At 42.1% G+C, this 24,039-nt stretch carries 21 protein-coding genes and 1 riboswitch; of the genes, 16 read left to right on the forward strand and 5 right to left on the reverse strand.

The window, feature by feature from the left end; genetic code table 11:
* The 9 genes from ACYH0O_RS04525 to ACYH0O_RS04565 all read left to right on the forward strand — a co-directional run bounded on the left by ACYH0O_RS04525 (position 1) and on the right by ACYH0O_RS04565 (position 12,800).
* The gene (locus tag ACYH0O_RS04525) at positions 1 to 963 is read left to right on the forward strand and encodes a carbohydrate kinase family protein (RefSeq protein WP_482631343.1); all 963 of its coding nucleotides are present in this window, start codon (positions 1 to 3) and stop codon (positions 961 to 963) included.
* A gap of 798 nt (positions 964 to 1,761) precedes the next feature.
* Positions 1,762 to 2,235: a PTS N-acetylgalactosamine transporter subunit IIB gene (agaV, locus tag ACYH0O_RS04530; protein WP_482631344.1), complete on the forward strand. Its 474-nt coding sequence runs from the start codon at positions 1,762 to 1,764 to the stop codon at positions 2,233 to 2,235.
* 8 nt (positions 2,236 to 2,243) lie between these two features.
* A complete protein-coding gene (gene agaW, locus ACYH0O_RS04535) occupies positions 2,244 to 3,029 on the forward strand; it encodes a PTS N-acetylgalactosamine transporter subunit IIC (protein WP_482631345.1) in 786 nt (261 codons plus the stop codon).
* Positions 3,019 to 3,894, forward strand: coding sequence for a PTS system mannose/fructose/sorbose family transporter subunit IID (locus tag ACYH0O_RS04540; protein WP_482631346.1), 876 nt, complete (start codon positions 3,019 to 3,021; stop codon positions 3,892 to 3,894). The genes agaW and ACYH0O_RS04540 overlap by 11 nt, the downstream gene beginning before the upstream one ends.
* A gap of 22 nt (positions 3,895 to 3,916) precedes the next feature.
* Positions 3,917 to 4,339 carry a PTS galactosamine/N-acetylgalactosamine transporter subunit IIA gene (gene agaF, locus ACYH0O_RS04545; protein ID WP_482631347.1) on the forward strand — a complete coding sequence of 141 codons (423 nt, stop codon included), beginning with the start codon at positions 3,917 to 3,919 and terminating at the stop codon, positions 4,337 to 4,339.
* 74 nt (positions 4,340 to 4,413) lie between these two features.
* Positions 4,414 to 8,802, forward strand: a complete 4,389-nt coding sequence (locus ACYH0O_RS04550) for a discoidin domain-containing protein (RefSeq protein ID WP_482631348.1) — start codon at positions 4,414 to 4,416, stop codon at positions 8,800 to 8,802.
* A gap of 345 nt (positions 8,803 to 9,147) precedes the next feature.
* On the forward strand, positions 9,148 to 10,617 hold the full coding sequence (locus tag ACYH0O_RS04555; RefSeq protein WP_482631349.1) for a spore germination protein: 1,470 nt from the start codon (positions 9,148 to 9,150) through the stop codon (positions 10,615 to 10,617).
* A 19-nt stretch (positions 10,618 to 10,636) separates the two neighbouring features.
* On the forward strand, positions 10,637 to 11,722 hold the full coding sequence (locus tag ACYH0O_RS04560) for a GerAB/ArcD/ProY family transporter (RefSeq protein WP_482631350.1): 1,086 nt from the start codon (positions 10,637 to 10,639) through the stop codon (positions 11,720 to 11,722).
* A complete protein-coding gene (locus ACYH0O_RS04565; protein ID WP_482631351.1) occupies positions 11,715 to 12,800 on the forward strand; it encodes a Ger(x)C family spore germination protein in 1,086 nt (361 codons plus the stop codon). The genes ACYH0O_RS04560 and ACYH0O_RS04565 overlap by 8 nt, the downstream gene beginning before the upstream one ends.
* Positions 12,801 to 13,248: 448 nt before the next feature.
* On the opposite strand, the gene ACYH0O_RS04570 is transcribed toward ACYH0O_RS04565, so the two are convergent.
* Complete coding sequence (locus tag ACYH0O_RS04570; protein WP_482632494.1) at positions 13,249 to 14,115, reverse strand: RNA polymerase sigma-70 factor; 867 nt, start codon at positions 14,113 to 14,115, stop codon at positions 13,249 to 13,251.
* Entirely contained in the window at positions 14,115 to 15,401 is a 1,287-nt protein-coding gene (locus tag ACYH0O_RS04575; RefSeq protein WP_482631352.1) for a protoporphyrinogen/coproporphyrinogen oxidase, read from the reverse strand. The genes ACYH0O_RS04570 and ACYH0O_RS04575 overlap by 1 nt, the downstream gene beginning before the upstream one ends.
* Positions 15,402 to 15,846: 445 nt before the next feature.
* Here ACYH0O_RS04575 and ACYH0O_RS04580 point away from each other — a divergent pair, with 445 nt between their 5' ends.
* Positions 15,847 to 16,362: an SRPBCC domain-containing protein gene (locus ACYH0O_RS04580; RefSeq protein WP_149154127.1), complete on the forward strand. Its 516-nt coding sequence runs from the start codon at positions 15,847 to 15,849 to the stop codon at positions 16,360 to 16,362.
* A 408-nt stretch (positions 16,363 to 16,770) separates the two neighbouring features.
* Positions 16,771 to 17,379 (forward strand): hypothetical protein, encoded by a 609-nt coding sequence (locus tag ACYH0O_RS04585; RefSeq protein WP_482631353.1) that lies wholly within the window; start codon positions 16,771 to 16,773, stop codon positions 17,377 to 17,379.
* Positions 17,380 to 17,718: 339 nt separating this feature from the next.
* Here the strand turns inward: ACYH0O_RS04585 and ACYH0O_RS04590 are convergent, their stop codons facing one another.
* Together ACYH0O_RS04590 and ACYH0O_RS04595 are read right to left on the reverse strand one after the other, a co-directional pair.
* A complete protein-coding gene (locus tag ACYH0O_RS04590; protein ID WP_482631354.1) occupies positions 17,719 to 18,072 on the reverse strand; it encodes an ABC transporter in 354 nt (117 codons plus the stop codon).
* Positions 18,073 to 18,082: 10 nt separating this feature from the next.
* The gene (locus tag ACYH0O_RS04595; RefSeq protein WP_482631355.1) at positions 18,083 to 18,520 is read right to left on the reverse strand and encodes a hypothetical protein; all 438 of its coding nucleotides are present in this window, start codon (positions 18,518 to 18,520) and stop codon (positions 18,083 to 18,085) included.
* 196 nt (positions 18,521 to 18,716) lie between these two features.
* On the opposite strand from ACYH0O_RS04595, the gene ACYH0O_RS04600 reads away from it, so the two are divergent.
* From ACYH0O_RS04600 to ACYH0O_RS04620, 5 genes are all read left to right on the forward strand, one after another.
* On the forward strand, positions 18,717 to 19,412 hold the full coding sequence (locus tag ACYH0O_RS04600; protein ID WP_482631356.1) for a response regulator transcription factor: 696 nt from the start codon (positions 18,717 to 18,719) through the stop codon (positions 19,410 to 19,412).
* Positions 19,402 to 20,790, forward strand: a complete 1,389-nt coding sequence (locus ACYH0O_RS04605; protein WP_482631357.1) for a sensor histidine kinase — start codon at positions 19,402 to 19,404, stop codon at positions 20,788 to 20,790. The genes ACYH0O_RS04600 and ACYH0O_RS04605 overlap by 11 nt, the downstream gene beginning before the upstream one ends.
* Positions 20,791 to 20,865: 75 nt before the next feature.
* Positions 20,866 to 20,965, forward strand: a riboswitch (purine riboswitch).
* A 54-nt stretch (positions 20,966 to 21,019) separates the two neighbouring features.
* Positions 21,020 to 22,015, forward strand: coding sequence for an adenosine deaminase (gene add / locus ACYH0O_RS04610; RefSeq protein ID WP_482631358.1), 996 nt, complete (start codon positions 21,020 to 21,022; stop codon positions 22,013 to 22,015).
* Positions 22,016 to 22,234: 219 nt separating this feature from the next.
* A complete protein-coding gene (locus ACYH0O_RS04615) occupies positions 22,235 to 22,576 on the forward strand; it encodes a PadR family transcriptional regulator (RefSeq protein WP_427598305.1) in 342 nt (113 codons plus the stop codon).
* Positions 22,573 to 23,559, forward strand: coding sequence for an HAAS signaling domain-containing protein (locus tag ACYH0O_RS04620; protein ID WP_482631359.1), 987 nt, complete (start codon positions 22,573 to 22,575; stop codon positions 23,557 to 23,559). Before ACYH0O_RS04615 ends, ACYH0O_RS04620 begins: the two co-directional genes overlap by 4 nt.
* Before the next feature lie 101 nt (positions 23,560 to 23,660).
* Here ACYH0O_RS04620 and ACYH0O_RS04625 read toward each other — a convergent pair whose 3' ends face one another.
* Positions 23,661 to 24,011 (reverse strand): hypothetical protein, encoded by a 351-nt coding sequence (locus tag ACYH0O_RS04625; protein ID WP_482631360.1) that lies wholly within the window; start codon positions 24,009 to 24,011, stop codon positions 23,661 to 23,663.
* Between the last annotated feature and the right edge of the window lie 28 nt (positions 24,012 to 24,039).

Here is a 24,039-nt window from a genome sequence, read left to right on the forward strand (position 1 = left end):
ATGAATGAACCATCGATCTTGTGCATCGGTGAACTGCTCATTGATTTCTTTTGTACCGATATCAATACAGACTTGGCTCAAGGACAACACTTCTCAAAGCAAGCGGGAGGGGCTCCTGCCAATGTGTGCGCCACCATTACCACCCTTGGGGGGCACGCCAGATTTCTGAGTAAGGTAGGAAATGACCCGTTCGGCCTTTTCTTGAAACAGACAATGAAGGATCTTACTATTGATGGATCTTCCATTCTTCTTGATCAGCATCATCCTACAACTCTTGCATTTGTATCATTGAAAGAAGATGGGGAAAGAGATTTCGTGTTTAATCGTGGGGCGGACGCTCATCTGAACAGTAAAGAGCTTCATGAAAGCAGCTGGAGAGAATCTTCAATCATACACTTTGGATCCGCCACTGCCTTACTGGAAGATCCCTTCATGTCCGCGTATGTATCCTTCATCCAAACGGTCAAAGAAGCAGGGAAATTCATCTCCTTTGATCCGAACTTTCGAAGCGATTTATGGAAAGGGAGAGAGAGGGACTTTATTGGATTGGCAGAGCATTGCATCAGTCAAGCTGACTTCGTCAAAGTAAGCGAAGAGGAATGTAAGATCATTTCGGGATTCTCCCATCTATCAGATGGAGTCGAACGTTTTCATAGACTGGGAGCAAATACCGTAGCCGTCACCATTGGGAAGGATGGAACACTGATTTCAAATGGAGAAGAATCGTGTATCGTCCCAAGCATTCCCGTTCATTCCATTGATTCAACGGGGGCAGGCGATGCATTTGTTGGGGCGACACTGCATCAATTCAATCACTATCAAGATCCGAAAGCCCTCCTGGAGGATTTCGCAGAATTAAAGAACGTCATTTCAATCAGCAATCGCGTGGGGGCAACTGTTTGTACAAAAATAGGGGCGATCAGCGCGATTAGGGAATTAGAGGGACGGACCTCTAAATGGTGATAGTTATACATTAGCACACTAAATTGGTGCCTGATGCCCAGCACGGTAAAGCTTTAGCATGTTGGGGGTCAGGCACCGTTTTTATACTTTTAATAGATAAGGAGATGATTCATATGTCAAATGATAATAGCGAAACTAAAAAACCGCTCTTATCAAAAAGAAATTTATTATTGCATAATTTAGAAAATTCAATATTCCGTATTGACAATGTATGCGATTACATTTATACTCCAAAGTGAAATACATGTTGTCAGTTATGATAAAAGACAAGTGAAATAAAGATGGATTCTTTTTATCAAAACTAACTGGTAATGACCTCCCTACCACTAAAACTTCTACTTAGGCAAGAAAACCAAAAAGTTCCCACTGAGTGTAACATCTTTAAACCTAATTCCTTTTGATGACAACAAGTAGACTTGACTTGAATGAATAAGGCGGGGCTCGTGTAAAAGGGCTTTTGTGCATCAACGAACGAGGGATCACGTTATGCTTTATCCCATCCGCATCTTTATGTCATTTCATTCCACTATGAAATGGATTTTCACACTAATTAACTGGTAATGATGTCATAACGTAACGATATTATTTCATAAGATGAAAGGGATAGAAGGGCTGAATAGGGATCCTCTAATAATTTCCTTGATTAAGAGAGTGAAAGGGAACATTTGTGGATGCTGTTCAAGTGAGATGAATGGTTTACAGAAAGTGGTAGGTTTTGAGGTTACGGTCACCTGATCACCCTATCCTGGTGAAAGGGGTTTGAAAAATACAATGTTAATAATGGAGGGGGAAAAGATCATGCCGAATATTTTATTGACCAGGATTGACAATCGTCTTGTGCATGGGCAGGTTGGTGTGACGTGGGTCAACCATCTTGGGGCGAATCTGATTGTTGTGGCGAATGATGAGGTGGCAGAGGATGAAGTGCAGCAAGATTTGATGGAGATGGTCGTTCCGGAAGCGATAGGGATCCGCTTTTTTTCGGTTCAGACAACCATTGATGTTATCCATGATGCATCGGATGACCAACATATTTTCTTAGTCGTCAAAACACCACAGGATGTAAATCGTCTTGTTAAAGGAGGTGTCCCGATCGATAAGGTGAATATCGGAAATATGCATTTCTCGGAAGGCAAAACGCAAGTGTTCTCTACTGTTTCTGTTGATGAATCTGATAAAGAAGCTTTCCGTGAATTGAAGGAACAGGGTGTGAAGCTTGAAGTGCGGCGTGTTCCTGATGAAAGGCCAGATGATATTTATACCATTTTATAAGGGAAGGTGTGATCTTGTTGGACCAGGAAATCTTGCTTCAGGCATTATTGATTGCCATATGGGCAGGTATCGCAGGGATTGATTTGTTTAATGGTTTGTTTCATATCCATCGCCCCATTGTAACGGGGGTCATTATTGGACTTATTCTTGGAGATTTGAAGACAGGTGTCATTACTGGTGCTGCCATTGAATTAGTATGGGCAGGAATGGTTCCACTTGCAGGGGCACAACCACCGAACGTGGTGATAGGGGGGATAATTGGAACGGCATTTGCTATCTTGACAGGCCAGGATCCACAGGTGGCCATTGGAATCGCTGTACCGTTTGCCGTTGCCGTCCAGGCTTGTATCACCTTGATGTTTACAGCGTTTTCACCTGTTATGCACAAAGCAGACCGATATGCAGAGGCTGCCAATACAAAAGGGATCGACAGAATTAACTACATGGGGATCCTTACCTTGTTCGTCTTTTACTTTGTTGTTGCCTTCCTTCCTATCTATTTTGGGGCGGAAGCGGCGAGAAATGTTGTCGAGACGATGCCGGAATGGCTGATCACAGGTCTTGGGACAGCGGGTGGCATGATGGCGGCAATCGGTTTTGCCATGCTCTTGAAAATCATGCTGAAAAAGCAGTATGTAGCTTATCTCATCGTAGGTTTCATCCTTGTCACGTATTTGGAAATGCCGATTATCGCAGTCGCACTGATTGGCCTGGCGATTGCTATGTATGACTTTTACAAGACATCCGGCGGCCAGGGAGCTGCTGTGAGAGGGGGAAGAGGTCGTGGCATCTGAACAAGCGGCTGTTGATCAACAGCATCAAGTACACGCTGAGGATACTGAATATTATGAAGATCATTCTGTTGAGCAGGTTATGACGAAGAAAGATCTCAATAAAATGGTGTGGCGTTCTTTGTTGCTCCAGGCGTCTTTCAACTACGAAAGGATGCAGGCAGCAGGCTGGCTTTATTCCATCCTTCCAGGGTTGAAAAAGATCCACAAGAATAAGCATGACCTTAGTAAGTCGATGAAGAGCCATATGGAATTCTTCAATACCCATCCTTTCCTGGTGAATATCATTATGGGAATTGTGCTTGCCATGGAAGAGAAGAAGCAGAATCGAAATACTATCAGGTCGATCCGTGTGGCTATGATGGGGCCGTTGGGAGGAATTGGGGATGCGCTGTTCTGGCTCACTCTCCTGCCGATTTGTATCGGAATCGGTGCGTCCCTTGGAGCAGACGGCAATCCGATGGGGGCTCTTGTGTTCCTTGTGATCTTCAACATCGTTCACTTTGCCCTGCGTTTCGGACTTATGCGATATGGATACAAAACGGGAACCAATGCCATTAGTTCCTTAAAAGAAAATACGAAAAAAGTTTCCCATGCGGCTTCTATCGTTGGATTGACCGTAGTGGGCGGACTGATCGCTTCTTTTGTCAACGTATCTGCCAATCTGGTCATTCATGCGGGAAAAGCAGAAATCGCGATCCAGGAAGATTTACTGGATAAGGTCATGCCTAATATTCTGCCTTTGGGCTATACCTTATTGATGTACTATTTATTGAAACGCGGTTTGTCACCGGTACTACTCATTTTGATTACGGTGATCATTGGCATTATTGGTGAAATACCATTCCCGTTCGGTACCATTCTGTAAGTGGGGGACAGGAGGAGAAATAATGAACGGTTTACTTGTATCAGGTCATGGACTCTTTGCATCTGGTCTTCGTTCTTCAGTGAAATTGATTGCAGGGGAGCAGTCGCACATAGAGTATGTGGATTTCCAAGAAATAGACTCGATGACAGATTTGGAAGATAAGCTGAAGTCGGCATTTGATAGATTGAAAGAGTGTGAAGGAGTGTTGGTTCTTTGTGACCTCGTTGGAGGCTCCCCTTTTAAAACGGCTGTTTCACTTACAAGGGAAAGGGATGACGCTATGATCATCGGAGGAGCCAATCTATCCATGATTTTGGAAACAGCGATCATGAAAGACACTGTTCCCATAGATGAATTAAAGGATAGAGCCTTGTCCTCAGGGAAAGAAGCCATCAAATGCTTCCAGAAGTCCGGACGCCTCAAACGTGATGGGGCAGGCATCTAAAGGCATTGCTTACAGCAATAGATCTCGGTCAGTCAATTGGGAAGGAATCTAGTTAACAATTGTGGAGGTGCAGGATGTTGTTTAGAAAAGCAAATAAGCGTAAAAGATTTGCCTCACTGTTATTGACACTCATGATGGTCCTATCGTTTATTCCGACTAATATAACGAAAGCTAGTGAAGATGCCGGTGGTCCTTCCATCGGGAAAGTAAGCGGGATAGATAAGAAAGGTAGTGATGTCTTCATTGAACTGTCAACCGGTGAAGGAATCAAAATGAGCTTTCTAAAAGAAAATGTGTTCAGGTTACATCTTGATCCCGACGGAAAATTCCCAGAATATCCGACGCCTAATAAACCGGATCATGAAACCAAAATCGTGGATAAAGATCAAGAGGAATACAACAAGGAGTATGGGGCAACACGCATAAGAATAAAGGAAGATTCCCATTTTTATCGAATCACGACGAAAGTATTGGAATTGAAGATTTCAAAAGCAGACTCTAAGATGAGCCTAATGGATAAAAAAAGAAACAAGATCCTTTGGAGCGAAAAAGAGCCACTTACTCTGGCAGAGGATCAAACGGTTCAGACATTGAACACCAAAGGAGAAGAATATTTCTATGGAGGAGGACAGCAGAACGGTTATTATTCTCATAAAAATACAAAAATCAACATTGCCATTGGCGGCGGTTGGGATGCGGGTTCTGCTTCAAGTCCCGTTCCCTTTTACTTGAGTACAGAAGGATACGGTGTGATGAGGAATACGTTTAAGCCTGGAGTCTATGATTTCTCCGAAACGGCCACCTTCTCGCATCAGGAAAACAGGTTTGATGCCTACTACTTCATAGATGATTCCATCCCGGAGATCATTGACGAATATACCGAACTGACCGGAAAAGCAGCATTGATGCCGGAGTATGCGTTTTACCTTGGGCATGCGGACTGCTTTAATGGGGTCCATAATGGCCATAAGGATAAGAGAACCCTTCTTGGCAAGGGGATGGACACATTGAATGAGTACGTGAACAAGGATATGCCGATAGGCTGGTTTTTGCCGAATGATGGATATGGATGTGGCTATAATGGCTTGGACAATCTGAATACCTTTGTGGATGAAGCAAATGATCAGAATGTTGAAGTCGGTCTCTGGACACAAAGTAACCTGTACCCTGATCCGAATCTCCCTGAAGACAGTCCATTGCAAAGGGATCTTGATGGCGAAGTTCAGGCAGGAGTAAGAGCCATCAAAACCGATGTTGCTTGGGTTGGGCAGGGCTATTCTATGGCCCTAAACGCCACGCGCCAGGCAGCAGAAGGAATCGAGAAGCAGGAGAATTCAGGTGGTGCACGTCCGTTTGTCATTAGTCTTGACGGCTGGGCAGGCACCCAGCGTTACGCTACCCTTTGGTCAGGCGACCAATATGGAGGCGAGTGGGAATATATCCGCATGCATATCCCCACTTATATCGGAGCAGGGTTGTCCGGTAATCCGAATGTCGGATCCGATATGGACGGTATTTTCGGAGGGGATCCTGTCATCCAGACAAGAGATTTTCAGTGGAAAGCCTTTTCACCTATCCAAATTGATATGGACGGCTGGGCATCTTCAGGAAATGATTACAGCAAATCAAAGAATCCATGGAATTATGGCGAACCTTACACATCAATTAACCGCATGTATTTAAAGCTGAAGTCTCAAATGATGCCGTATATTTACACCATTGCCGAGGAATCGACTTCGACATCGATGCCATCGGTCAGAGGGATGATGCTTGAGTATCCGGAAGATCCATTTACGTATGGCACTGAAACACAGTATCAGTATATGTGGGGTCCCAATTTATTGGTAGCTCCTGTATACAATGAAAAGGATCAGGAGGCGGGTGTACGCAACGGTATCTACCTGCCGGATAAGGAACAGATTTGGATTGACTATTTTACAGGGGAACAACATAAAGGTGGAGCCGTAGTCAATCATATCGATGCTCCATTATGGAAAACACCTGTATTCGTCAAGAATGGTGCGATCATCCCGATGGCTCCGGCCAATAACTCGATTAATGAGCTAGATGGTTCCGAGAATAGAATATTTGACATCTATCCATCAGGGAAATCAGAGTTTACCCTTTATGAAGATGACGGAAAGACAGTTGACTATAAATCCGGAAAGAATACAAAGACCAAAATTACATCCGTTGTTGCAAATGATAAAGCGAAAATCACCGTCCATAAAGCCAAAGGAAAGGGCTACGATGGGATGGTGAAAGATAGGGGAACAGAATTCCTCATCAACACCCGCAAACAGCCTGAATCCGTCACCGTAAAAGTCGGGGGCAAGAATGTGAAGCTGAAGAAAGCCGGGTCAGAGAAGGAATACAATCAGTCAGAAAATGTGTACTTCTATAATGAAAGTCCGAACTTGAATACCTATGCAACGGAAGGATCCGAGTTTGCCGAAACCAAGATTACAACGGCACCGAAACTTTATGTGAAGGTTGGGAAGACGGATATTACGAAGAAAGCCGTGCGACTTACTGTGAATGGGTTCGATAATACCCAAGTGAAGGAAATCATTGATGAAGAAGTCCCTGCTGAACCTGCAGGACTTGGAGCAGATGATGAAATGATCACGGATAAAAGCATTACCCTTCACTGGGATGAGGTCGAAGGAGAAAATATTTCCTATGATCTTAAAATTGGTGGAATGATCTATAGAAACGTGTTTGTGAAAAAAGAGGGAGAGAATCAGCCGTATTTCGAGCATGAAGATTTGGATTTCGATACGGAATACAGCTATCAAATCCGGGCAGTCAATTCCAAAGGTGCTTCGGAATGGAGTGACGAGGTCACTATTAAAACCAAGCTCGATCCGTTCCGGAATGTACCGGAAAACATGACCGCCACAGCTTCGAGTCATCAACCCGGAAGTGAAGCATCGAAAGCGGTGGATGGGGATGCAGGTACACAATGGCACACACAATGGTTCTCTGGGAATGTCCCTCCTCATACGTTTGAAATCGATATGAAGCTTGCGTATCAATTAAATCAGTTTGAGTATGTACCAAGGCCAGACGCAGGGAATGGTACAATCCTGAAATATGACCTTGAAGTCAGCCTTGACGGAAAAGCATATAAGAAGATAGTGACCGATGGAACGTTTGAGAGAAGCAAAGACATAAAGACCATTCCATTCAATGAGGATGTAACGGCACGTTATATCAAATTGACGATAAAGGATGCGGTCGGAGGGTTTGGTTCCGCCCAAGAATTCAGGCCATACAAAAAGGATAAAACGGAAGGGATGGTTGTAGGCGAAAACATCCCGAATGGTGCCATCGATGAGGAGGATCTCCTGTTCTTTGCGAGTTATATGGGCGTGGACAGTACAGATACATCCTGGGATCAGGTTTCAAAGGTAGACATTAATTATAATGAAGTGATCGACGCATACGATCTAATGTATGTAGCAGGTCAGCTGGGTGAGACAAAACTTGAGGACACCGGGCGTCCAGTGGCCGGAATGTTGAGCATTCGTCCCGATAAACAAGAACTAAAGGCAGGAGAAGAAGTGACAGTGGAGGTCATCGGTGCAGGGATGAAGGATATCAATGCATTTAATCTTGAGATGGAAATTGACCCGAACAAATATGAAATCATCACAAGTTGCGAATCCGAAGACGGCTGCGGGGATAGAGTTGCTGCTCCTACAGACGCCACGAAGGAAATGTTGAATTATTCCATTCTAGCAGGAATCGGTAACGATAAGCAAAGGGTCATGACCGCCTTTTCCAATAAAGGCTCACAAGCTACACTGGAAGGTACATCCACCCTCGCTGTCATTAAATTGAAAGCGAAGCAAGATGGGACGTTCGATGTTCCGATTACAAGATCATTGCTTGTGAATACTGACTTTGACACTATTGATCAGATAGGGGATGTCTTACAGCCCGGTGAAGAACCTGGAGAAGTCGAGCAGCCTGAAGAACCAGAGGAGCTGCTCCTGACAGCAAGGGATATGACCGTGACAGGCGAAGCAGATAAGATGCAGGATGGAGCGGCAGCGTTTCCCCGATTGATAGACGGAGAGATCAGCGAATCATCCCTTGCCGAATTGAAGTGGAGCATTACGGAAGCAGACGGAATTTCCCTGCCACTGACAGTCGACTTTACCTTCAATGACCCACAGGAGCTGTCAACATTTGAAGTCTTTAACAGACCGCTCTACACCAATGGGAAAATCAAAAAGCTTCGCGCAATTGGAACAGATGAAGAAGGGAATGAGTACGACCTCGGAACGAAGGAAGTACTCACCACCGATCAAAAGGTCACATTTGAATTAACAGAAGAAAGTACAAAGCTGAAAAAAGTGACCATTGTATTCGAAGAATCACATAGCGGTCCGCTCATGCTATCCGTTGCAGAAGTGCAATTCCGGACCAAAAACAGCGCTTACCAGGGAGAATAGCGAACAAAATAGTTTAGAATGAGGCTGGGACAAAAGTTTTTTATCCTAAGTCAAACCCGAACAAACCTGCTTCTTAGTGGGCAGATTTGTTCGGGTTTATTATTTATTTTCGAATCATTTGATTTTTGCTGTTTCCAGCGATTGATTGGAGTGCAAGACGAAGACTCCTGCGGGAAAATCAGCTTATGTGAGACCCCGCAGGCTTTTTCGAGAGGCTCACGGGCTACCCGCGGAAAGCGTAGTCCGGTTTACAGAAGTCCCCGTCTAAGCTCTTTAACTAACTTAGTTTTGCATAAATTCTCCAGCTTCACACACAATAAGAAAAATCGATGTAGGGGGGGTTTTATGAAGGTAAAAAGTGACGATAACAACAATCAAAATTGGGTTGAAATTCTTTCTGACTCAAATGACTTTGTCCATTACCATACATCAATAACAGATGGAGAACCATATTGGATTTCATATTATCGTACGCTTAGTTCTTCAGACATCTTACATCAAGATGTTCTTCCCTATTTACAGGATCAGATTTCATTAAAAGAGTTAATGAGAAAAATCCCGGTTCAAAAAAGTATTCTTACTAAGGATTCAGATGAAATTATCCAGAACATTATGAATGGATATATGGCTATTCAAATACATCCCCATAATGAAGATTGTTTATTAGTGAATATTGCAAACAGTAAATTTCGCGATATCGGCATGCCGACATTGGAATCCTCTGCAATAGGACCGCAGGCTGGGTTTATAGAGGAAATCGATACGAATATTAATCTTATCCGCAAAAGATTGCCTATACCAGAACTTATCGTCAAGGAATTGAAGGTCGGAAAATTATCGAATACGAAAGTAGCTGTCTTATATGTGAATGGGATTGCTGATAAGGAAAATGTAAACACCGTAATCCAAAGGATCAATGATATACAATATGATCATATTCAGGACAGTTCCTATGTCTCATCCATGATTGAGGACAATTCAAATTCCTTGTTTCCACAGTCAATTTCAACGGAAAGAGCAGATAGGGTGGCTGCTGGTCTTACTGAAGGAAAGATAATCATTGCGGTTGACGGATCTCCAAACCTGGTTATCCTCCCAGTAACTTTAATGGAATCCTTTATAGCCATGGAAGATTATAGCTATTCTTGGATTATTAGCAACTTTTTTCGGCTATTGCGAGTTTCTGCCATTTTCATCTCATTTTTTATCACTCCGATGTACGTGGCAATCATGACCTATCATTACGAACTGATTCCAGCTCGATTACTTGAGCCCCTTGTAGGGTCACGGGCAACGGTCCCCTTTCCTCCATTTATGGAGGCACTGTTTTTAGAGCTAATGATTGAAATGGTAAAGGAGGCAGGGATTCGTTTACCACTAAAAATTGGGCAATCACTTGGTGTTGTTGGTGGGATTGTCATTGGACAAGCCGTTGTGGAAGCCGGGTTAACCAGTAATGTATTGTTAATTATCGTGGGACTCGGAACATTAGCATCATACACATCTCCTGTGTATAAGTTTAGTAACACCATCCGTTTTATTAAGTTTCCGGTCATTTTTCTTGCTGCTTGGATGGGCTTATTAGGTGTCTTTCTATGCTTAATTTTTACATTGATCCATTTGCTAAGGTTGACGTCACTTGGACGACCTTATTTAAGCCAGTTTCCTTTACGGATCACTTCATTTCAAGATTTATGGATAAGACTCCCTTTTTCCATGCAAAAAGATAATCCAAAAACCTTACGACCACAACAAAAGAAAAAATTTGTAGACAGCAAGAAACATCCTGAGCCATTGAATGACTTTTATGAATAATTTTATAGGGTGATTACTTTTGAAAGTAGATCTAAGGCACCAAGTTTCTCCTTATTTAGTCTTCTTTATCATTTACAATTCCCAGGTCGGTGTTGGAATTTTAAGTTTTCAAAGAACGATTGCAGAGAAAGCAGGATATGATGCATGGATTAGTGTCTTAGCCGCAGGATGCTTGGTCCAGGCTTTCATTTGGGTTATGTTTAAACTTTTAGGAAAAGCAGATGGGGATATTATTGACGTACATACCGCTGCCTTCGGTAAGTTTCTTGGGAGATTCTTAAGTTTTTTCATTATCATTTACTACGGTTTAGCCAGCATTTCAGTCCTGCTTGCATACATCGAAATTATTCAAGTGTGGATGTTTCCAGCGTTACCATCCTGGGTTATCTCCACCTTGATTCTAATGTTAGTCTACTATTGTATTTCTGGAGGATTCCGCGTCGTTGTAGGCTTATCTTTCTTGTCTTTTATATTTCCGCAAGTATGGATAATGATATTGTATCTTTTTCCTTTGAAAATTGCTCAGTTTTCAAACCTGCTGCCAATGATGAATCACTCTTTAATGGACATGTTGGACTCTATTAAGAGCTCGGTGTACACCATAGCTGGTACAGAGGTGTTATTAATGTTCTATCCATTTATTAGAAACCCTGATAAATCCAAAAAGTTTGCACACCTTGGTGTCCTTTTTACTACAGTACTTTATACCATTTCTTGTATTGTTTCTTTCACATTTTATAGTGAAGATCAGTTAAAGACGACTATTTGGCCTGAGCTTTCGATTACCAAAATAATAAAGTTCTCTTATTTGGAACGATTTGAATACTTGTATATCTCTATGTATTCAGTCATTGTTACGGCATTGATTTCACTTTTGTTATGGTGCTCATGTCGAGGGTTAAAGAAAATTTTCAATATGAAACAGAAGTATGCATTACTGATTCTAAGCCTAGTAAGTGTATTGATTTGTCAATTATCAAACGAGACTGTCAAGGAGATAATTGATACTTCTGTCACTCAAATGAATCTATACATCTTTTACATCTATATCCCTTTGCTCCTGCTTTATTTTACTTTGCTTAAAAGGGGGAATCAAAGTGGTTAATCGTGCTGCCATTTCATTGTTCATTATTTTACTATTATCAGGTTGTTCCTTACTCCCCACCAATATTGTGAATGAGGTTGGTATGATACAAGGAGTCGGCTATGACTTGGCCGAAGAAGGAGGAGTAATGGGAACCGTGGTATTCCCAATTATTAAGAAAGACCAACCTTCCAATACTGAAATCAAATCCTCCATCGGACAATCCAGTAAAGAAATACGGACAAATATAAATAATGAATCACAAATTCGCTTAGTAAGCGGACAACTCAGGTTTGCTCTATATGGGAAGGAACTAGCAGAAAATGGTATAAATGATTTTATAGATACCCTAAACCGTGATCCATCTATCGGAAGTTTGGTACAATTGGCCATTGTTGATGGTAATACTAAAGAGTTATTAAACTTGAATAAATATAAAAAGGAGAATATCTCCATTTATCTTCAAGAATTGCTGGATCAAAACATGGAATCCGGGCAGCTTCCCCCCACCAATTTACAAACATTCTTATTTCAATTATTTCAAATAGGCCAGGATCCGTATTTACCTATGATAAAAAATGTAAATGGCAGTATTAAAATTACAGGAATGGCCATTTTTAATTATGATAAATATATTACTTCAATACCAATGGAAGATATTTATATATTCAAGTCATTAGTTGATAAAAACACAAGTGACGGTTTCCAAAGATTCACATTTGAAAATGGAGACAAAGTTGTTCTAGAAACTCTTTATTCAAATCCACAATATAAGGTCAAAATTGTGCAGGGTAGACCGGAGTTTACCATTAATCTTAAAATGAGAACAAAACTACAAGAATTTTCATCCTCTAAGAGAAAAAGGCAGTCTTTTAATAAACAGAAGTATCAAAAGGAGATAGAGCAACAAATAGAAAAAAAGGCTGACAAAATCATCACGCAACTAAAAGAGGAGAAAGTTGATCCACTAGGTTTAGGTGTAAAATATAAGGAACATTATCGTAAATTTAACAAAGAACAATGGGAAACGTATTATCCAAACGTAAATGTTTCTGTTAAGGTGAATTTGGAAATCCAACAAACAGGAACCATCGATTAATCAGTTTCTTCCCTTAAGAAATTGTGTTTAAGTGATCAAAATGTCTTGAAGAATTAGCTCAAGAGAAATCTTGCATTTCTTCAAGGCTGGGGGAATAAACTTACTAACTGAATAATCAATAAATGGTAAAAAAACAGCTGGCTTAGACGTGAGGGCCAGCTGTCTCTTTGCGTTTGATTGATAGAGTGAGGACAAAGGGTGCTCTGACTACATAAAAAAACCAATTTAAGCTTCCCTTAACCTTCCCTTAAGTTTCCTATAAGGGAAATATTGTATCCTCACTAAACAGACACGTTTGGTGCCCGCCCCCGGCACGGTAAAGCTTTAGCGGATGGGGGTCAGACACTGTTATGAAAAAAACGGTCAGAAGCTTTGAGGCTTTTCACCGTTTTTTATTGTATTAAAAGGGGGATTTGTATGCGTTGCTATTTCTAAAGAGAACTGCAATCTATTGCAAATGTCGCAGTTTATCCGGATTAGCAACCGTATAGATCGTCTGTATTTGATTGCCACTGAAGGTAAAGGAGTACACATATTGTAAGTGGTCATCAATTGTTAATATCAGTCCTGGAAGACTGTTGACAGATGTATAGTTGATAGTGAACTTGCCTGCATACAGTTTCATTAGGTTTTGGAGCAATTGAACGACTCTGTTAGCACCGAAAATAGGAAATTGTGCAGCTTTTACTTTGCCGCCGCCATCCGAGTACATAGCGACATCTTCGCTGACAAGGTCCAATAATTGATTTACGTTTCCATTTAGGATGGACTGTACAAACTCTTTGACTGTAGATTCGGCTATGGAAATCGAAGGCTGTTTCTTAAGGTCGTACTCCATGCTTTTTTTCGCACGGTGGAAAATTTGCCGGCAGTTCGCATTGCTTTTTCCAAGAATCTCAGCGATATCATCATAAGAGTATTGAAAAACTTCTCGAAGCAAAAAGACGGCTCGTTCTATCGCGTTTAGCTGTTGTAATAATAGTAAATAGGCTGTAGAGATGGATTCTTGTTGAAGGAAGGCATGGGTAGGATCGTTACGTGAATTCTCTCCTTCAAGCAATGGTTCCGGAAGCCACGGTCCGACATATACCTCACGTTTTTTGGCGGATGACCGTATTAGATCCAGACAGCGATTGGTGACGATCTTACATAGATACGCTTTTTTGTTTTCAATTTGTTCGCGGTTGGGAAGCTGATCAAAGGTTATAAACGCTTCTTGGACAATATCCTCTGAATCCATCACGCTGCCTAACATACGGTAGGCTAATGAAAAAAGCAAAGGTTGATAGGTTTGATAAAGTCCTTCCATACTCATCATTTGATTTCCTCTCTAGTGTTTAGTAAATGTGAAATGGCTCGCTTAGCGCTAGCTACGGATGCATCAACGAGAAGCTCGCCATGTGAAGCCCAGTCACCAGCAACATATAGCCCCTCAATTTCAGGGACAGCAGGGCCAGGATCTTCCGTTCTTTTCATATGAGGAAAATCGTGGACTACCGTCATTTTCGGTAGGAACTGTCTTATCACTAATTCATTCCGCCAGCCGGGTTGAACCACATCTAACATTTGTTCCAACTCAGCCTCATCCTTTGCTGCATCAGTTTGCGGCCCTTGATATTTAAAAAGCGATATCAGTTGTGTCCCATCATCACTCAAGATAGCTGGCCTTGGTTTACCTTCCCGTGATTGGTTGGTAAGGAAGATGGGCTGATCCAATCCATAGATGAATTGGTGTCTTGGCTTAGGCAGCTGGCGCAAACCAACATCCAGACAGGCAACCGTAACAGGAATCGATTGATTGTGCCACGTGTGAAGGGCGGTTTGATCTGCATGAGGAACTAGCTTGTGAGAAATAGAGGGTGGAGTAGTTAGTATGACATTCAATGCTTCTATTCTAGTACCATCTTGACATAAAATCGAGTGTACTTTTTGATCTTGATGTTCGATTACCCCCACCTTACGATCACTAACCAGTTCCACTCCCAGTTGGACAGCAAGTTCACGCAGTTCTTCTACAAGTGTCCCCCATCCTTTATCGAGATACAGGACCCCTTGAAGAGCACGCTGCAGTTGCTTTAAGGCAGGACCAGCAGCGTGTAATTCAGGTGCAAGAACATAAGTGGATGTTCGAAGCAGTGAATAGAACACGTTGCGCAACATGGGATCATGCAACTGAGTTTCAATCCAATCCCGGATACTGATTTGGTCCCAAGCACTTGTATCCATTTTCCCTAATTTAATGAACCATTTTGCCAATTCGACCTTTCCTGAAAAGCTTAGGAGCGGCGTTTGAAAAAAGGAGGAGGTGTTCGTTGGTAAAGGGACGATTTGTTCTTTCCACATCCCGTGAGCGTTAATAGAGGGTGAGCTTCCCTCAAGTCGTAACCCGAGTTCGCGGAAAGCTTCATACGCTTCCCCTTTATACAGTGCATGGCCGCCCAAGTTAAAATATAGCCCCTGCTTTTTATTGGTGATGGCTCTGCCTCCAAATCGCTTTTGCTGTTCCAATACAAGGGTTCGTTTTCCTGCTTTTGCTGCATAGACGGCAGCCGTTAATCCAGCGATTCCTCCACCTACAATAGCCACTTCATATTTTACCATCTTCATCATCCTTTTCGGTTATTTACTGATATAACGGATGAGGGAATGATTCTGTGACAAAATGGAGGAGAAAGGGAAGGATGGAAGCATGGGGACGGTTCTGGTGCTTCCTCTTAATGTGAAAAGAAGCACCAGAACCGTCCCAGTGCTTCCTCCTTCTGTTGAAAATCAGAATCTTATCAAGAATCTCAAAACCAAAGAAGGAAATAAGGAATCTTTGAAGAATAGTAAAAGCGGATACTGGTTTCTTACAGGCTGTTGATCCCATTCGTGCTTTTAGGTTCTTTTCCAGATATGTATTCTCTATCGCAATGGGTGATCCTTGGGTATTTTTCATCATAGGGTATATGTTGATTGCAGTGTCCAAGTTTTTCGCCGTAAAAACGAAATACCGTTTTATGATGTGATTCGAATCAAAATACTCTAATGTTCGGGAGGAAATGAAATGACCAGCAATACGTTGACTTCAAGGGTGGAGAATGATCGGGTACTTGTGCTTGAGCGAGATTTTGATGCGCCGCGTGAGCTAGTGTTTACTATGTTTAAAGACTCTGAACATCTCAAACAGTGGTGGGGACCAAGAGGCTGGGAGCTTCCCGTATGTAACGTGGATTTCCGGCCGGGAGGTGTGTGGCACTTCTGCATGAAGTGCGCTGATCAAAATCAAGGAGAATACTTCGGTATGGAATCCTGGGGAAAAGGAGTTTACAAGGAGATCATCGAGCCGGAGAAGATCATCTACGTCGATTCCTTCTCAGATCCGGAAGGCAATACGAATGAAGACATGCCATCGACTACTAATACATTGGAATTCATCGATTTGGGTGGCAGGACGAAGTTGATCAACCGTGCTGAATATGATTCGGCAGAGTCTCTCAAGACCGTTACCGACATGGGTGTGATAGAAGGCATCTCCGAAACGTGGGACCGCTTGGAGGAAGCCCTTCAGAAGTTGAAATAAAGAAGTTAAGGACGGACTGGTGACTGACCCCCAATACGGTAATGCTTTAGCGTTGGGAGGGTCAGGCACCGTTTTTAAAATGTCTTGAAGAATTAGCTCAATATCCATTAGAGAAATCTTGCATTTCTTCAAAACTGGAGGAACAAATTTACTAATTGAATGATCGATAAATAGTAAAAAAACAGCTGGCTTAGACGTGAGGGCCAGCTGTTTCTTTGCGTCTGATTGATAGAATGAGAACAAAGGGTATTTTTCATTATATCAGGTCACATATAAAATAATTTAAGGTTCCTTTAAGCTTTCCCATTAGGTAAATAATGTATACTCTATCTATGAACCTTCCAACGCTTAGCTTATACAGAGTGAGAAAAGTTCAGAGATATCATACATAGAGAGGAGAAGGGACTCATGAAACAAATTTGTAGAAACACATTACTATCGTTATTAGCACTGATGTTAGTATTTGGGACGGTTGGACCATCTGTTAGTGCTGCACCTATGACTTCGGAAGAAGAAGTGGAGGAGTTGGCGGCTGACCTTGAATTTTTGATGGAGGAAGCTGCTATCTTTGATGCAGAAGGTAGTGTCATAGGGTTTGATTTTGATAAATTAGAAGCAAAGTTTGGAAAGGTGAAAGAGTTTGATATGCTGGAACAAGAGATCAACTCTGCAAGTAGTGAAGATCTTAGACCGATAATGGCAGCTCAATCGATCCAGCCATTGGCCGCCAAGAAGACGTGGAAGGGCTGTATGATTGGTGCGTTGAAGGATCATTTCGGGGTGGCTATCATTGAAGTGGCGATGACAGGCGGGTTATGGGCTTATTTAGAGAAAAAGGCTTATAAAGAAGCTGCGAAATTATTAATCAAGATTGGCGTCGGTGGAAATGCCATTGGAATGGTCGCGTTCTTGACGTATTATTCTGCTAAGTGTCTGGAAGGTGTCGGTCCTTGGGCCAGCAAAACGGTTGAATCGGACCATTCCATATTAAACAGACACGTTTATACTATAGTGTAAGAAATCCATTACCTAGATAAGGATGATGATGATGGAGAAACCAAAAGAGAAACTATACTTCCTGGGATACTTTCTTGTATTCCCACTCCTATTTATCACGAGCTTCTTGTTATGGGGATTTGTGATACAAGGAAATGATCTATGGACCGTGTTAACAGATGCATTATCGATCATAGGAATTTATTATATCCTTACGAGTTTTATCTTTAGCTTTGTTATAAGAAAAGAAGTTAAGATGAAAAGATAATGAGATAAGGGTGCCCCCGACCGTGGTTGTCGGGGGCAGCATGATTATAGTTTAAGGAAGTACCTCCTACTTTAGCGAGGTCCGTCCCTCTTTCAATTCCATCTCAACGATTTCTTAAACCCACTAAACGCCTGCTGAGAGTACTCATCCCCAAACTTTCGAATGACTCCTTCAATGTTGTCTTTTTCCTGAATTAAGATTGGATGTATCTCCGTTGTATTGGCCACTTCATAGACGGAATGAAGAAAGTCGACCATTTCTCCTATTAAGAAGGCATTCCGACATTTCGCTAATTCCTGTATGACGATAGGTGTGTACTGAAAAGCTTCCTCTGAAGACATGTTTTCAATGATCTCATCAAAAGAATGGCTGAAATACCATTCATCCTGATCGAGTTTCTCCTGCCAATTATGGAATACTTTATGTAATGGTTTGATGGAATTCATCCCTTACTTATTAACGTTTCTTCAAAAATTCTTTAGCAAGTACATTATCAGCATCTAATGACAGCATCCTTTTCGCCGTATCATATGCTTCCTCTTCACTGACTACTTTGTCGGGGATATGATGCAAAAATAACAGATTGGATAAGTACCTGATATCTTGTTGATCTGTTAATTCCACACATCGTCTTGCATGATAAAGGGCAGCGTAATAAGCACCGTCCAGGTAACTTAGTGGAATCACCATCAATCTAAACGCCATCTCATGTAACTCAACGTTTTCCTCTTCGACTAGTAAACTCATAATGAATGCGTAATTCGTTATACTTGAATCCTTGAAGGCCATTTCCATCAGTTCTCCATCAAGTTCTGAATAGGAAAGTTCATTCGTCATTTCTTTTGCCTCTTCAAAATGTCCTTTTATGATGAACTCATTTAGTTTGTTTGTCATGTTCATTACCCACCAATTACTCCTTTTTATAAAATGGCCACTTATATTTTAAGGACCATTAACTAATTCATTGTACACGACTTCCTTAACCCCAACCTTAAAGCAACCTTAAATTAACCATAAATCTCAAAAACCGTTGCCAATTTCATGGTAAAATAGGATGAAAATTTGATTTTACAAGACTGGGAGTAAGGGTATGGCAGAGTTGATTTATATAGCAGAAGATGATGTGGAAATTAACCAATTGATCAGCCTTCATTTGCGGAATGAAGGGTATCGTGTAGAGCAGACTTATGATGGAGATGAAGTGATCCGTAAGTGCAGGGAGAAGCGACCGAGCCTTCTCATCCTGGACTTGATGATGCCGAAAGTAGACGGGTTTCAGGTGATCAAGGAAGTACGGAAAAGCTGTAAGGTGCCGATCATGCTGCTGACAGCGAGGGCGGATGATGCAGACAAAGTACTGGGATTCGGACTGGGGGCAGATGACTATGTGGTGAAGCCCTTCAGTATGGTTGAGCTCGTATCGAGAGTGAATGCCCAAATTCGAAGGTATACGGATTATAGTGTGGTGGAGGAAGAAGGGGTCATTCGAAATGGATCCCTTGAATATCACCCCATCAATCAAACGGTGACCAAAGATGGGGAGCGGCTCTTATTGACCCCGAAGGAGACGAAGCTGGTATCGATTTTCATGAAGAATGTGAACCGGTTGTATACGAAGGCTCAATTGTATGAGCTCGTTTGGAATACGGACTACATCGGTGACAGCAATACGATCATGGTTCATATCAGTCGAATCAGAGAACAAATTGAATTAGATCCTAAATCCCCGAACTATATCACGACAGTCAAAGGACTCGGTTATCGGATGGAGGACCATGAAGACTAATCCAATCCTCCTTAAAAAGCCCATATCTATCACCAAACAGTTTTTTATAAATTATGCTTTATTGTTTATCATTCTACTCGGAGTAGGGACGTTCACCCTGGTGGCAAACTTTGTGTATGTCGAGACCGTGTATGAGGACTTGGATCAGGAATTCCTTAAAGGGACGTATGAAGATGCGAAGAAACTGGGGATGAAAGCGGCATTCAAGAAGAATGAACTGCCGGATCATGCCTACCTTGAAATCGTCAGTCCCGATTATAAGGTGATCGATCAATTCAATAGCCCTCACAAGATCGGGTTTAACTATGGATTGAATGAATTTCTGAAGAATACCGATACGTATGATACGGATTTATATATACCTGAACAGGGTGAAGAGTATCTATTACTCTATTTTCCCGCAGATGACTATTTCCAAATGGATGATGTGTTCTTCTTCACCATCTTCTTTTTCATGGTGTGCTTGATCGTCATCCTGTATTGGTATGTGAAGAGAACATCCGTCCAGCTCATTCAGCCAATTCAAAAGCTTCTTAAGGGGATCGATTCGATTTCAACAGGAAACTATGGAGAGAAAATCGAGTTCGAGGCGAATCTAGAATTGAACCAGTTGAAGAATAACATTAACCAAATGGCGCAGACGATCGGCACGGAAATCGCATTAAAGGAAAGGTCCGAGAACTTGAGGAAACAGCTGATCCTGGATATTTCTCACGATCTGAAAACACCATTGACCAATATACAGGGGTACGCTGAAACGTTGACCAGCTTGACGAATCTGAGTCGAGCAGATCAGAAGAAGTATACCGATATCATCGTGTCCAACAGCAAGAGAGCAAACAGGCTCATCCATGACCTGTTCGACCTGTCGCATATGGATATAGACAGGGACTCGGTTTCGCTTAAGGAATATGATATGGCCGAATGGCTCCGTACCATGCTGTCTTCTTATGTAGAAGAGTTCGAAGAGAATGGGATGGAGTATCATCTGGATATTACAGAGGAAACTCTGATGGTGAAATTCGATCCTTCGAAGCTTGAGAGGGCGATTACGAACATTATCCATAATGGGATGGCGTACAGTGATGGATATCTGTTCATTTCACTAAAGGAGAAACAGAATCAGGCCGTGATGATCATTGAGGATAGGGGAATAGGGATACCCGCCGACTTCCATGACAAGATATTCGAACCGTTTGTGCGGATGGATGAATCCCGGAATGGTGAGACCGGGGGAACGGGTTTGGGACTTGCTATTGCGAAGAAAATCATCGAGCAAAGTGGTGGATCCATTGAATTGGATGGGAGTTATGACGACGGTTGCCGGTATGTGGTGAGGTTTGCGGATCATGGGGACGGTTCTGCAACTGCGTCCTGACCTGAAAGGAAGCACGAGAACCGTCCCCGCGCTTCCCCTTGACAACGAATAAAAATTTTATTATCGTAATAAACAACCTAATACGATTCACACATTCGTATAACTCCAATAATATGGTTTGGAGGTCTCTACCAGGAACCAATAAATCCTGATTACGAAGAAGATACTTTTATTTGTATTTTCTTCGTAATCAGGATTTTTTTTATTGAAAAATTGAGGAGGTACAACAATGAATTATTCTATTATGCCCAAAATTGAACTGCACTGCCATTTGGATGGAAGTGTCCGACCCGAGACGATTATTGATATCGCAAAGAGGGAGGGCATCCATATCCCTTCCTTTGATATAGAAGAGATGAAAGAAGAGCTCATTGCCCCATTAGACTGCGAATCATTGGATGAATACTTAGAGAAATTCTCGATCCCTAATGCCGTTATGCAGTCAAAAGAAAATTTAAAGAGAATTACCTTTGAGCTGTATGAAGATGCGGCAAAAGAAAATGTGAAATATATGGAGGTTCGGTTCGCCCCATTACTTCATACACGAAAGGGATTATCTATTGAAGAAATTATTGGAAGTGTGATAGAGGGAATGAAAGAAGCAGAAGGACAATTTGATATTAAAGGGAATATCATTTTGTCTTGTATGAGAACGATGTCGGCGGAAAGTGCCTTTGAGGTCGTCGAACAGGGTAAGATCTTCCTTGGAAAAGGAGTCGTCGCGATTGATTTATGTGCTTCTGAAGAGGAAGGGTTCTGCGGGAAGTTCATTGAACCCGTCGCACTGGCAAGAGAATATGGCTACAGAGTCACGATCCACGCCGGTGAAACGGGAATCGGAAAAAATGTGCTAGAGGCTGTTGAATGGTTGGGGGCAGAAAGAATCGGACACGGTGTGTATATTAAAGACTGTGAAGAAGCATATCAGATTGTAAAGGAAAAACAGATCGTGCTTGAAATCTGCCCAACGAGTAATGTTCAAACGAAAGCCGTAAACCAATTCCGTGATCACCCATTATACGATTTTCACAGGGACGGGATCATAATCACCATCAATACAGACAACAGAACGGTATCGGATACAACGATGACGAAGGAATGTGATTTAGTCTGGAATGAATTTGCGATGAGTGATGAGGATTATATGGAGATTTATATGAATAGTGTGGAGGCTGCTTTTGCGAGTGATGAGGTGAAGGTAGGTTTGAAGAAGGATTTGTTGTGAGCAATAGGGACAAGTTCCCTGGCCCCGTTTTGTATGAGAGCCACGGTACCTGTCCCCATGGCTAGGAATAAGAAGGATCAAAGAACAACCCAACGTTCTTTGATCCTTCTTTACTTTTAAAAAAAAATCGTTCTATTACGCACCTCTATAGTGTATGATACATAGTATAAACTATATAGTGTACGATACACAGTATAATTCAATCAAAGAGGTGAACATATGGATAAGTCACTGCTGACATCTCTGACGACGGAACTGCGGAGGGGGACATTGACCCTGGCAGTATTAAGTCAATTGCGGACACCGCAGTATGGATATTCACTTGTCCAATTACTGGAGAAAAGCGGAATTTCGATGGAGCAGAGTACACTCTATCCACTGCTGCGCCGTTTAGAGAAGCAAGAACTGGTCACAAGCAGCTGGGACCGGTCGGAAAGCAGGCCAAGGAGATATTATGTGCTGAGCGAATACGGCACTGAGATCCTGGGACAGTTACAGACCGAATGGGAAAAGATGTCTGGGGAATTGGCCATTTTATTAAAAGGGGATGAGGAAGGATGAAGCTTGTTGAACTCTATATTCAGGAAGTGATGAGAAGGCTGCCGGAGAAGAATCGGGAGGATATTGCCCTTGAATTGAATTCTACGATTGAAGACATGCTGCCGGAGGATTATACAGAGGATGATGTACGGGAGGTACTGACTTCACTCGGGAATCCTGCTGTTCTTGCCTCGAACTATCAAGACCGGCCGATGCACCTGATCGGGCCAAGATATTATGATCTGTATATGACGCTCTTGAAGATCATTCTTCCGATTTCTGCTGCTATTACGTTCATCGTGTTAGCCGTATCATCTGTGTTGAGCTACTCAGGGGAATCAAGTCCGATTGAGATATTTCTGTCCATCGCAGGAAATGGGGTTGTCGAAGTCATAGGAACAGGAATGCAGGTCTTCTTTTGGCTGACCCTCACCTTTGCCATCATCGAACGGACCGTTTCCTCGGACAGTCAGCTTCCAATCACCATGAAAGGAACAGAGTGGACGCCTGATGACTTGAAAGACATCCCCTATATCCCGAAAGAAAAACGAATTTCCAAGCTGGAGATTTTCGGAGGTCTGATTTGGACGGTCATCTGGTCAACCTGTTACTTTAAAGCTTCAAGTATCGTCGGATTGTATGAAAAGAGTGACAACGAAAGAATGTTCACTCCTTTCTTTGATGGGGATGTGCTCATCGGGTATTGGCCGTTGGTCGTATTCCTAATTGGCTTGGAACTTCTCCTGCTGCTTAGAAAATGGAAAGCGGGGGTCTGGACCAGGAAGCTTGCGATCGTGAATGCAGTATATCAGTTCATTCCTGTTCTAGCTTTTATGTTTGTTTTCAGGAACATGGAGGTGCTGAATGCAGATTTCATAGATAGGGTACAGGAACTGTTCGACGCCTCTTTCAATTTTCAGTGGCTTTACCTGACCGTATCGGTTGGCTTATTGGTCACTGCGGTGATCAACAGCTATGATGGGTTTAAAAAAGCTTATAAATGAATGGGACGCATGGAAGCATGGAAGCATGGGGACGGTTCTGCTGCTTCATCTATACGAAAAGGAAGCACGAGAACCGTCCCAGTGCTTCCAGTGCTTCTTCACTAATACCTCTTTTGTGAAAATATAACTGCTCCAACTAGAAATATCAAAGGAATCAAAGCAAAGGGGTACCTAATAAATTTATAAAATAAAAAATATACCATACTAAGCCAAAAAAGCAGGACAAAAATATTAGAATATAGGCTGAGTTTCCAAATCTCCATAGTCTTTGTTCCATATTTAATTCTAAGTATATTTAAGTAGCCGAGTAACACCAAGGTTATTCCTCCATTAAAAAACCAAAAAGCTGGTTCTTCTATTACTTTGAAAAAAACTGGCGTTCCTATAAATTGCAAAATACCTGTAGCAATTATTAAATACGAGTTGTAAAAATCAAACTTTCTAATGGTCAATTTTTCATTCTCCTATATGTAATTGTAT

Source organism: Rossellomorea sp. H136 (assembly GCF_056838065.1).

Bases quoted from the DNA above. Each gene is read 5' to 3' on its own strand.
- ACYH0O_RS04620 (WP_482631359.1), top strand. From the start codon at position 22,573: ATGAAGCTTGTTGAACTCTATATTCAGGAAGTGATGAGAAGGCTGCCG.
- ACYH0O_RS04595 (WP_482631355.1), bottom strand. From the start codon at position 18,520: ATGACAAACAAACTAAATGAGTTCATCATAAAAGGACATTTTGAAGAG.
- ACYH0O_RS04585 (WP_482631353.1), top strand. From the start codon at position 16,771: ATGAAACAAATTTGTAGAAACACATTACTATCGTTATTAGCACTGATG.
- ACYH0O_RS04570 (WP_482632494.1), bottom strand. From the start codon at position 14,115: ATGAGTATGGAAGGACTTTATCAAACCTATCAACCTTTGCTTTTTTCA.
- agaF (WP_482631347.1), top strand. From the start codon at position 3,917: ATGAACGGTTTACTTGTATCAGGTCATGGACTCTTTGCATCTGGTCTT.
- agaV (WP_482631344.1), top strand. From the start codon at position 1,762: ATGCCGAATATTTTATTGACCAGGATTGACAATCGTCTTGTGCATGGG.
- ACYH0O_RS04575 (WP_482631352.1), bottom strand. From the start codon at position 15,401: ATGGTAAAATATGAAGTGGCTATTGTAGGTGGAGGAATCGCTGGATTA.
- ACYH0O_RS04555 (WP_482631349.1), top strand. From the start codon at position 9,148: ATGAAGGTAAAAAGTGACGATAACAACAATCAAAATTGGGTTGAAATT.
- ACYH0O_RS04590 (WP_482631354.1), bottom strand. From the start codon at position 18,072: ATGAATTCCATCAAACCATTACATAAAGTATTCCATAATTGGCAGGAG.
- ACYH0O_RS04550 (WP_482631348.1), top strand. From the start codon at position 4,414: ATGTTGTTTAGAAAAGCAAATAAGCGTAAAAGATTTGCCTCACTGTTA.
- ACYH0O_RS04605 (WP_482631357.1), top strand. From the start codon at position 19,402: ATGAAGACTAATCCAATCCTCCTTAAAAAGCCCATATCTATCACCAAA.
- ACYH0O_RS04600 (WP_482631356.1), top strand. From the start codon at position 18,717: ATGGCAGAGTTGATTTATATAGCAGAAGATGATGTGGAAATTAACCAA.
- ACYH0O_RS04580 (WP_149154127.1), top strand. From the start codon at position 15,847: ATGACCAGCAATACGTTGACTTCAAGGGTGGAGAATGATCGGGTACTT.
- add (WP_482631358.1), top strand. From the start codon at position 21,020: ATGAATTATTCTATTATGCCCAAAATTGAACTGCACTGCCATTTGGAT.
- ACYH0O_RS04615 (WP_427598305.1), top strand. From the start codon at position 22,235: ATGGATAAGTCACTGCTGACATCTCTGACGACGGAACTGCGGAGGGGG.
- ACYH0O_RS04525 (WP_482631343.1), top strand. From the start codon at position 1: ATGAATGAACCATCGATCTTGTGCATCGGTGAACTGCTCATTGATTTC.